Genomic DNA, 9,390 nt, shown 5'->3' on the forward strand with positions numbered 1-9,390 from the left:
TCAAATAAACTACTGCTTGAAAACATTTTGCTATATTTGTTCGAAGGGCTGTGAGGTTTTTTCACAGTCTGACGTTATGTGCCATTTTTGAATGACAATGCGAATAGATACAGACAAACAAATGAATTTACTTAGTGATAAGAACGTTGCAATAATTGGTGGTGGACCCGTTGGACTGACTATGGCAAAATTATTACAGCAAAACGGCATAGACGTTTCAGTTTACGAAAGAGACAACGACCGAGAGGCAAGAATTTTTGGTGGAACCCTTGACCTACACAAAGGTTCAGGTCAGGAAGCAATGAAAAAAGCGGGATTGTTACAAACTTATTATGACTTAGCCTTACCAATGGGTGTAAATATTGCTGATGAAAAAGGCAATATTTTATCCACAAAAAATGTAAAGCCCGAAAATCGATTTGACAATCCTGAAATAAACAGAAATGACTTAAGGGCTATCTTGTTGAATAGTTTAGAAAACGACACGGTTATTTGGGATAGAAAACTTGTTATGCTTGAACCTGGTAAGAAGAAGTGGACACTAACTTTTGAGAATAAACCGAGTGAAACAGCAGATTTGGTTATTCTTGCCAATGGCGGGATGTCCAAGGTAAGAAAATTTGTTACCGACACGGAAGTTGAAGAAACAGGTACTTTCAATATACAAGCCGATATTCATCAACCAGAGATAAACTGTCCTGGATTTTTTCAGCTATGCAATGGAAACCGGCTAATGGCATCTCACCAAGGTAATTTATTATTTGCTAACCCCAATAATAATGGTGCATTGCATTTTGGAATAAGTTTTAAAACACCTGATGAATGGAAAAACCAAACGCAGGTAGATTTTCAAAACAGAAATAGTGTCGTTGATTTTCTTCTGAAAGAATTTTCCGATTGGGACGAACGCTACAAAGAATTGATTCATACGACGTTGTCATTTGTAGGATTGGCTACACGGATATTTCCTTTAGAAAAGCCTTGGAAAAGCAAGCGCCCATTACCCATAACAATGATTGGGGATGCCGCACATTTGATGCCGCCTTTTGCAGGGCAGGGAGTAAATAGTGGGTTGGTGGATGCCTTGATATTGTCTGATAATCTAGCCGATGGAAAATTTAATAGCATTGAAGAGGCTGTTAAAAATTATGAACAGCAAATGTTTATCTATGGCAAAGAAGCACAAGAAGAATCAACTCAAAACGAAATTGAAATGTTTAAACCCGACTTTACGTTTCAGCAATTGTTAAATGTATAAAATGGAATAAAACGGCACATAACAAACAAATTGGCAATAGAGCCGGTGAAGTACTTCTATTGAACTTTTGTGCAATGTTGAAGATTAGTAATTCTATTCAACATTTGTGCTAAAAGTCGGCTCCATCGCCAATTTGCCAAACGTTGGCTGTGATACGAGCGCAAAATTCAAACACATAGAAAACTGAGAATATTTTCGTAAGTTTGTAACTGAAATTACTAAGAAAATAAGTGAATGAAATTACCTAAATATCCTTTAGCCTCGAGCGACAAAATGATGACTTTCGAGTTTGTGAGCGAAGGTAAAAAAGGGCTGATTCATAAACTTGTGAAGTTTCAACCAACCAATTTAAAAGGACTTTACAATCTTGCTTTTGGTGACAATGACATTGAAACTGGAGAAATTGACGACAAGGTAATTTCAAATAATGGTGATAGTGAAAAAGTTTTAGCGACTGTTGTTGCTACAGTTTATGCTTTTACTGACAAATATCCTGACGCTTGGGTTTATGCGACTGGAAGTACAAAAGCGAGAACGAGACTATATAGAATGGGAATTTCGAGATTCTTGAATGAAATTAATGAGGACTTTGAAATTCTTGGAGAAATTAGTGATAATTGGGAAAGCTTTAAACTTGATGTTGAATATGAGGGTTTCTTAGTTCGTCGAAAACCATAACGCCTAAAATTTAAAATATTATGAAAATTACAAACGAGTTAAAAAACAGAAAAATTCCAATCGTAACAATTGACAAATCGTTGGACAAATTTGACGACAAAATTTTATTTCCTGAAAAATTGGAGAAAGCAAACGAGATGTTAAAGAAAATTGGACTTCCAAAACAATGGACGACAAAAACCGTTTAATACGTACCACAGCCAACAAGGGTTTTGTGAAAGTGGCGTTATCAGAAAACCAAGACAGTTTGTGGCTAAATTGAATTTTTAATTCCCATCGAACTTTGTGCTAAAAATCGCCACCTTCACAAAGCCCCAACCCGTTGTGCGTAATTTAAAAATAACCGTATGAAAAAAATCGTCTTATTCTTTTTTTTAATTGTAGTATTTAATTGCAATGCGCAAGATTCTTGGAAGAAAAAATCTTATGGCTCTTTACAATATTCATTTCCACAAAACTGGACTGAATTACAATATCAATTTGCTAATGGAAACTCATCTTACGGCTGTCAATATTTTGATGTTGGAAAAACTGCACAATTTACTGTATTAGAAATTCCAAATGATAGTCAAATTACAAACGCTCATGAAATATCAACGGAAGAAATTAAAAATTTATTTACAAACATTTTTAGTCCAAATAGTAATTTTAAGTTTGTAGAAAACAAAACTTTGTCGAACATTAATGCTAAATATTTGAAAGCTACTGCGATTACATCAAAAGGTCTGAAATTAGCAACAGTTGGATATTTGTTTTTTTATAAGGGTAAAATGATAATTGTTCAAGGAATATACACATCTGAGGATGAAGACAAATTTCTTCCAATAATCAATGAAATAATTAACACTGTAAAGACAATCTAAAAATGAATCTTATTATTAAAGCAATAAAAACTATTCCTTCACTATTTCAAATTATATTTTTCATTCTTTTTTTTAATTTCTCTGGATTTGCACAAAGTCATAGATATGAACGCTATGATGGTCCAAGAGATGGAAACTTAGGTTTGAATTGTCTTTTTGTAGGTGGTATTATTTGGGGAATTGGAATGCTTATCGGATATGGTCTTAAAAAGAATGAAAGCGGAACTGTACAAAATGGTCAAGGTTTACATTTGGGAATTGTTGGAATTTTATGTGTTGGTGGAGCATTAATTGCATTGTTTGGATTAATTATGTTGGGATTTTAGAAAAATAAACTACGCACAACAGTGGTTTTATGAAATTGCGGGGCTTGGGATTTTTTGGAAAAGTTTGTGCTCGCACTTCTTGCATAAAAATTCACGTTTTTCTTTCATTCTTTTCGGTATATTTGTGAAGTTCCGTGAGCGGGAAACCGCAACTTCATAAAGCCACGGGACGTTGTACGACATAGTAAAACCGACTTGCTCAAAATGAAAGTCAGAGAAGATAAACTAAAATCCATTATTGAATGGGCGGAGAAAAACGAAGATGTAAGAGTACTACTTTTGACAAGCTCTCTTGTCAATCCTTTAGCTCCGGTTGATGAGTATAGCGACTTGGACATTGAAATTGTTTTCGAAAATAATTCAAACTACATTTCAGACAAAAGTTGGACACTAAACTTCGGAACTCCAATTGCGATGATTGAAGAAGATGAAAGTTGTTTTGACCATAAACACGCAATGAAAATGCTACTTTATAAAGATGGCGTGAAAATAGATTTTAAACTTTACAGCAAATCAAAATTTATAAAGGAAACGCAAGAGAAACAATTATCCGAAGATTGGGATATTGGATATAAAATCCTAATTGACAAAGATAGTATTACCACACAAATGCTAAATCCGACGTATCAAGTTTCCATCATCAAAAAGCCAACTGAAAAAGAATTTAAAAATTTATTAAATGACTTTTGGTGGGATACGACTTACGTCGCAAAGTGTCTTGCAAGAGATGAAATATTCTATGCAAAATTTATGTCGGAAACCGTTATTCGAACCCAATATTTAATTCCCTTAATTGAATGGCACATTGCAAGTGAACACAATTGGAACATAACTACTAACAAATACGGACGACTTTTCAAAAAGTATCTAACCCAAGAAATTTGGACTAAAATAGAAAAGACATTTTCAGGAAGCAAAATCGAAGAAAATTGGACTGCCCTATTTTCAATGGCTGACTTGGTTTCTGAAATGGGAACCGAAGTGTCTGAAAAATTGGAATACATATACCCTCAAAAATTGGAAAGTGACATCCGAAAACACTTAGACGAACTGAAAAGAAAATAATAACTACGTCGTACAACAAGGGTTTGGCAAAAGCGGGGTAGGAATCGCTAATTCGAGTTTTGTACTTCGATTAAAATTTGTATTTTAGTTGAAAGTTTTGGCTTCGATTGCCCCGCCTTCGCCAAGCCCCGAAACGTTACAGGTAAGCGTAAAACGACACTACAAACTGACAACGGTGACAAAAAATGGTTATTCTGAAGTCCATTCAAAACTGACGGTGCGGATGCCGAAAAGCAAATTAAGAGTAGGCGTAACTTCTAAACTGTTGTGATTTATGAAAAACAAATCATCTAATCATCAGGCAGACATTAAGAACCCAAACAAGGGAACTAATGGAAGCAACACGACCTTTGACAAAAATCAAGGTAATCGTGGGAAACAGCTTAATCCGAACCAAAAAGGTAAGAGATAGCTGTGCATTCTGCAAGCGGGCTTCGCCCGCTTGCTTTTTTAAATTTTAATTCAAGTAAAATGCACATTTTAAAAATAATACACGGCTATCCGCCAAACTATAATGCAGGTTCAGAAGTTTACAGCCAATCCATCTGTAACGAACTTTCAAAGAATCACAAAGTTTCTGTTTTTACACGAGAAGAAAATCCGTATTCAGATTGTTTCAGTATTTGTGAACAGAAAATAAACGAGAATTTAAAGCTATACTTCGTAAACAATCCACAAGGCAAAGACGGTTATCGCCACAAGCAAATGGACGACAACTTTTCTGAATTGGTAAAACAACTCAAACCCGATATTGCACATATCGGACACGTTAATCATCTTTCAACAGGATTGATTGACGAACTGAACAAGCTCAAAATTCCGATTGTTTACACGCTTCACGACTTTTGGTTAATGTGTCCACGTGGGCAATTTTTGACACGAAGTATTGGAAACGCAAATAACTTTCAGTTGTGCGAAAAACAAGACGACAAAAAATGTGCGACTGACTGCTACAAAGTTTATTTCAGCGGACGAGAAGAAAATGAAAACGCAGACATTGAAAATTGGAGCAGTTGGATACATCAACGAATGATTGAAACAAAAGCAATCACGGGCAAAGTTGATTTATTTATTGTACCGTCAAACTATTTGCGTGATAGGTTTATCAATGACTTTGGTGTTCCCAAAAACAAAATCATTTATTTGGATTACGGCTTCCCTACGGAATATTTAACCCAAACCGAAAAATCCAAAGAGAAAACAAACTACACTTTTGCTTACATCGGAACTCACATTCCAGCAAAAGGCGTAAACATTCTGATTGAAGCATTCAAGCAGATTGAAGAACCCGCAACGCTTAAAATATTTGGCAGAGCAAACGGACAAAGCACAAATGCTTTGAAATCATTAGCCGAAAATTCAAAAAACAAGATTGAGTTTTCGGGAGAATACATCAATCATAATTTGGCGAATGATGTTTTTTCAAATGTTGACTGCATTGTGGTTCCGAGTATTTGGGGCGAAAATTCGCCTCTTGTAATTCACGAAGCGCAATCGTGTAAAGTTCCTGTAATCACAGCCGATTTTGGCGGAATGAAAGAATATGTTCAGCACAATGTAAACGGACTTTTGTTTGAACATCGCAACGCAAATTCTTTAGCAGAACAAATGAAATTTGCTGTTTCAAATCCTGACAAAATGAAAACGTTAGGCGAAAAAGGTTATTTGTATTCCGCAGACGGAAGCGTTCCAAATATTCAAGACCATTGCAAAGAATTAGAAAACATTTACAGCAAATTCATTTACAAACTTTGGCGTGTTACGCTTGACACAAATCCTGAAGATTGTAATTTGAGTTGCACAATGTGCGAAGAACACAGTCCGTTTTCAACTTACATCAAAGAAAAACTAAACGGTAAACATCGCAGAATGCCCAAAGAATGGTTAGAACCAATTTTTGAGCAAGCGAAAAAAATCGGTGTTACGGAAATGATACCGTCCACAATGGGCGAACCACTTATCTACAAGCATTTTGCTCACTTCGTTGAGTTGTGTTACAAATACAACATCAAAATGAATTTGACAACTAACGGAACATTTCCGAGAACAACAGAGAAAACCGTTACCGAATGGGCGAAACTAATTGTGCCAATTACAACGGACGTAAAAATAAGTTGGAACGGTGCAACTGCCGAAACTTCGCAAAAAGTAATGTTGAAAATAAACTTTGAACAAGCAGTTGCAAACGTGAAAGAGTTTATCCGTATTCGTGATGAACACTTTGCAAAAACAGGTTATTACTGCCGTGTAACGTTTCAACTTACGTTTATGCAAAACAATATGCACGAGTTGGCAGACATTGTAAAATTAGCGGCACAGTTAGGCGTTGATAGAGTGAAAGGACATCAACTTTGGGCGCACTTTGATGAAATCAGACATTTATCAATGAAAGCAACGCCTGAAAGTATTTTGCAATGGAACGAGTATGTAAAACAAGCCTACGAAGCACAAGAAAAATATCGCAAATCTAATGGCGAAAAAGTGATTTTGGAAAACATAATTCCCTTGCACAAAAACGAAAACAAAGAAATTCCAGAAAACTACGAATGTCCGTTTTTAGAAAAAGAATTGTGGGTTTCGGCAACAGGAAATATTTCACCTTGTTGTGCGCCTGATGAAATGCGTAAAACGCTTGGCAACTTTGGAAACATTGAAAACACAAGTATTGAAGAAGTGTTGCAAAGCGACATTTACCAAAACCTTGTGAAGAACTACAAGAAAATTGATTTGTGTAAAACCTGCAATATGCGTAAACCGAAATAAGATGAAAACGAACGAAAAAATATCGCTTTTAATTCGGCATTCTGACAGGGACGACATTCCGCAAGGTTCTTTCGGAAATGAAATTTTATTGAATGAAAAAGGAAAACAAAACGCACAAAGTTTTGGCGAAAGTTTATCGGAAAGAAAAATCAATAAAATTTTTACAAGTCCTATTGGGCGTTGTATTCAAACGGCTGAATTTATAACCAAAGGTTATGGAAGTTCAATAGAGATAATTGAAACAACTGCGTTGGGTGCACCCGGACTGCATATTACAGATGAAAAAATTGCAGGAGAATTTTTTCTACAACACGGTTTTGATGAAATGTATAAACGATTTATTCAAGGCGAAAAAATTCCGGGCATTCCAAATGTTGGCGAGTTAAATCATAGAATAACGAATTTCATCAAAGAAAACTCAACACAAAACGGAACAACAATTTTCATTACGCACGATATGCTGATTGCATTTTTCCGTTACAGCATAGATAAAGTAGTTTACACAAAAGATAATTGGATAAGCTATTTGACAGGATTAACTTTTAAGAATGGTATTTATGAAAGATAAACTCAAATCATTCTTTACCGAACATTGGAAATATATGGCTGTTAGCACAGCCTGTAAACTCAATTTGTTTGACAACTTGCAAGAAGAAAAAACCGCAAAGCAATTAGCCAATGAACTTTCATTGAACGAAGAAAAATTATTGTTGTTGCTAAACGCTTTGCACAATGCCGATTTTTTGGACAAAAATGCCGATTTTTTCAAGGTTAATTCTAGCTCTATATTTCTTACAGAAAACAATCCCGAAAGTTTGAAATACGCTTGCCTAAATTGGAGTTTAGAACATTTAAACGCTTGGCAAAATTTGGATTTTTCAATCACAACAGGCAAAAGTTCGTTTGAAGAAATTTACGGTTTGCCGTTCTTTGATTACTTAAATGAAAATCCTGAAAAATTGCACGCCTATCATAAAGCAATGTATGAATATGCAAAAGATGATTACAAAGCGTTACCAGATTTGATTGATTTCAGTAAACACAAATCTGTAATGGATATTGGCGGAAGTTACGGTGCAGTTTTAGAAAACATCAAAGCAAAAATTCCGAATATTGAATGTATTTTGTTTGACTTGGAAAAAACAGCAAAAAATGCCGTTTTTTCGGCAGGGCAAAAAATAGGCGGAAACTTCTTTGACAACATTCCAAGCAAAGCGGAAGCGTTTATTCTTTCAAGAATTTTGCACGATTGGAACAATGAAAAAGCTAACATCATTTTGAAAAATTGCTTTGAAGGATTGCCGAATAATGGGACATTGTACGTTATTGAAAATTGTGCAGACAAAATAAAGGTTGATTTGTCTTTGCTTTCGCTGAATATGACGGCAATGTGCGAAAGCTATGAAAGAACATCAACTCAATACATTTCGCTTGCTGAAAACGCAGGTTTTCATTTTCAATGCGAAACCAAATTAAATGAATTACAAACCATTTTGATTTTCTATAAATGAATTGGAAAGACATACAAGTTTCAGATGATAACACACATTTTATCATTGAAGGAAAACCGATTTTTGACAAGACTTTTATTGAAGTATTAAAATTTCATTCTCCTGGTCTTGCTCCTGTAAAAGACAATTCAGGTGCTTACCACATTGACTCCAACGGACACGAACTATACTCAAATCGCTACTCACGGACATTTGGTTTTTACTGTAATCGAGCTTCTGTTATTGATGATAAACGTTGGTTTCACATCAATGAAAAAGGCAACAAAGTATATTCAGTTTCTTACTTATGGACAGGTAACTATCAAGAAAACATTTGCACTGTTCGCAATGCTGACAACCATTTTTTTCATATTGGCCTAAGCGGAAATCGCATCTATAAACAGAATTACGTTTACGCTGGAGACTACAAAGACGGAATTGCTTGTGTAAAATCACAAGACGGTTTTTGCAGACACATCGACAAAAATGGAAACTTCATCAACGACAAATCATTTCTTGACTTGGGAATTTTCCACAAAAACTTTGCGACAGCTAAAGACAAAAACGGTTGGTTTCACATTGACAAGAAAGGAAACGAAGTTTATAAGAATCGTTACTTGACAATTGAACCATTTTATAACAGGTTTGCCTTAGTAACAACATTTGACAATGAAAAAAAAATTATAGACGAACAAGGACAGAAAATATTAACGGTTTGACGACTAAAACAGAGAGAACGCCTACCTGTAACAGCGGTTTTGCAAAAGCGGGGGTGCAGTGCTTCGGTTGACAGTTTTTTCGTATAATTGAAGTGCGGTTTTTCAAATGAACGGTAGTGCTAAAAAGCCCCGCCTTCGCAAAGCCGCCAAACGTTAGCGGTCAGGCTATGACGACACAAACCAACAAAAAATGAAGAAAATATTTTTAGCAATATTGACAATTTCACT

Annotated in this window: 11 protein-coding genes; all 11 read left to right on the plus strand. The window is 35.3% G+C overall.

What is annotated here, in order from left to right; genetic code table 11:
* Positions 1-91 precede the first annotated feature (91 nt).
* Positions 92-1,258, plus strand: coding sequence for a tetracycline-inactivating monooxygenase Tet(X2) (locus tag AC23L6_RS13105; protein ID WP_008651082.1), 1,167 nt, complete (start codon positions 92-94; stop codon positions 1,256-1,258).
* A gap of 234 nt (positions 1,259-1,492) precedes the next feature.
* On the plus strand, positions 1,493-1,936 hold the full coding sequence (locus AC23L6_RS13110; protein ID WP_487562928.1) for a DUF6934 family protein: 444 nt from the start codon (positions 1,493-1,495) through the stop codon (positions 1,934-1,936).
* A gap of 20 nt (positions 1,937-1,956) precedes the next feature.
* Entirely contained in the window at positions 1,957-2,124 is a 168-nt protein-coding gene (locus AC23L6_RS13115; protein ID WP_487562929.1) for a hypothetical protein, read from the plus strand.
* Between the two features lie 159 nt (positions 2,125-2,283).
* The gene (locus tag AC23L6_RS13120) at positions 2,284-2,799 is read left to right on the plus strand and encodes a hypothetical protein (RefSeq protein WP_487562930.1); all 516 of its coding nucleotides are present in this window, start codon (positions 2,284-2,286) and stop codon (positions 2,797-2,799) included.
* Between the two features lie 2 nt (positions 2,800-2,801).
* A complete protein-coding gene (locus tag AC23L6_RS13125) occupies positions 2,802-3,125 on the plus strand; it encodes a hypothetical protein (protein ID WP_487562931.1) in 324 nt (107 codons plus the stop codon).
* A 204-nt stretch (positions 3,126-3,329) separates the two neighbouring features.
* The gene (locus AC23L6_RS13130) at positions 3,330-4,190 is read left to right on the plus strand and encodes an AadS family aminoglycoside 6-adenylyltransferase (protein ID WP_487562932.1); all 861 of its coding nucleotides are present in this window, start codon (positions 3,330-3,332) and stop codon (positions 4,188-4,190) included.
* Positions 4,191-4,464: 274 nt separating this feature from the next.
* Positions 4,465-4,602 (plus strand): hypothetical protein, encoded by a 138-nt coding sequence (locus AC23L6_RS13135; RefSeq protein WP_487562933.1) that lies wholly within the window; start codon positions 4,465-4,467, stop codon positions 4,600-4,602.
* A gap of 59 nt (positions 4,603-4,661) precedes the next feature.
* The gene (locus AC23L6_RS13140) at positions 4,662-6,953 is read left to right on the plus strand and encodes a glycosyltransferase (RefSeq protein WP_487562934.1); all 2,292 of its coding nucleotides are present in this window, start codon (positions 4,662-4,664) and stop codon (positions 6,951-6,953) included.
* A 1-nt stretch (position 6,954) separates the two neighbouring features.
* Positions 6,955-7,521 (plus strand): histidine phosphatase family protein, encoded by a 567-nt coding sequence (locus tag AC23L6_RS13145; RefSeq protein ID WP_487562935.1) that lies wholly within the window; start codon positions 6,955-6,957, stop codon positions 7,519-7,521.
* The gene (locus AC23L6_RS13150; RefSeq protein ID WP_487562936.1) at positions 7,511-8,464 is read left to right on the plus strand and encodes a methyltransferase; all 954 of its coding nucleotides are present in this window, start codon (positions 7,511-7,513) and stop codon (positions 8,462-8,464) included. Before AC23L6_RS13145 ends, AC23L6_RS13150 begins: the two co-directional genes overlap by 11 nt.
* Positions 8,461-9,162, plus strand: a complete 702-nt coding sequence (locus tag AC23L6_RS13155) for a WG repeat-containing protein (protein WP_487562937.1) — start codon at positions 8,461-8,463, stop codon at positions 9,160-9,162. Before AC23L6_RS13150 ends, AC23L6_RS13155 begins: the two co-directional genes overlap by 4 nt.
* Positions 9,163-9,390 lie beyond the last annotated feature (228 nt).

Source organism: Flavobacterium sp. R1_16, from assembly GCF_057652095.1.

Coding starts and splice junctions, on each gene's coding strand:
- AC23L6_RS13105 (WP_008651082.1), top strand. CDS start 92: ATGACAATGCGAATAGATACAGACAAACAAATGAATTTACTTAGTGAT.
- AC23L6_RS13110 (WP_487562928.1), top strand. CDS start 1,493: ATGAAATTACCTAAATATCCTTTAGCCTCGAGCGACAAAATGATGACT.
- AC23L6_RS13115 (WP_487562929.1), top strand. CDS start 1,957: ATGAAAATTACAAACGAGTTAAAAAACAGAAAAATTCCAATCGTAACA.
- AC23L6_RS13120 (WP_487562930.1), top strand. CDS start 2,284: ATGAAAAAAATCGTCTTATTCTTTTTTTTAATTGTAGTATTTAATTGC.
- AC23L6_RS13125 (WP_487562931.1), top strand. CDS start 2,802: ATGAATCTTATTATTAAAGCAATAAAAACTATTCCTTCACTATTTCAA.
- AC23L6_RS13130 (WP_487562932.1), top strand. CDS start 3,330: ATGAAAGTCAGAGAAGATAAACTAAAATCCATTATTGAATGGGCGGAG.
- AC23L6_RS13135 (WP_487562933.1), top strand. CDS start 4,465: ATGAAAAACAAATCATCTAATCATCAGGCAGACATTAAGAACCCAAAC.
- AC23L6_RS13140 (WP_487562934.1), top strand. CDS start 4,662: ATGCACATTTTAAAAATAATACACGGCTATCCGCCAAACTATAATGCA.
- AC23L6_RS13145 (WP_487562935.1), top strand. CDS start 6,955: ATGAAAACGAACGAAAAAATATCGCTTTTAATTCGGCATTCTGACAGG.
- AC23L6_RS13150 (WP_487562936.1), top strand. CDS start 7,511: ATGAAAGATAAACTCAAATCATTCTTTACCGAACATTGGAAATATATG.
- AC23L6_RS13155 (WP_487562937.1), top strand. CDS start 8,461: ATGAATTGGAAAGACATACAAGTTTCAGATGATAACACACATTTTATC.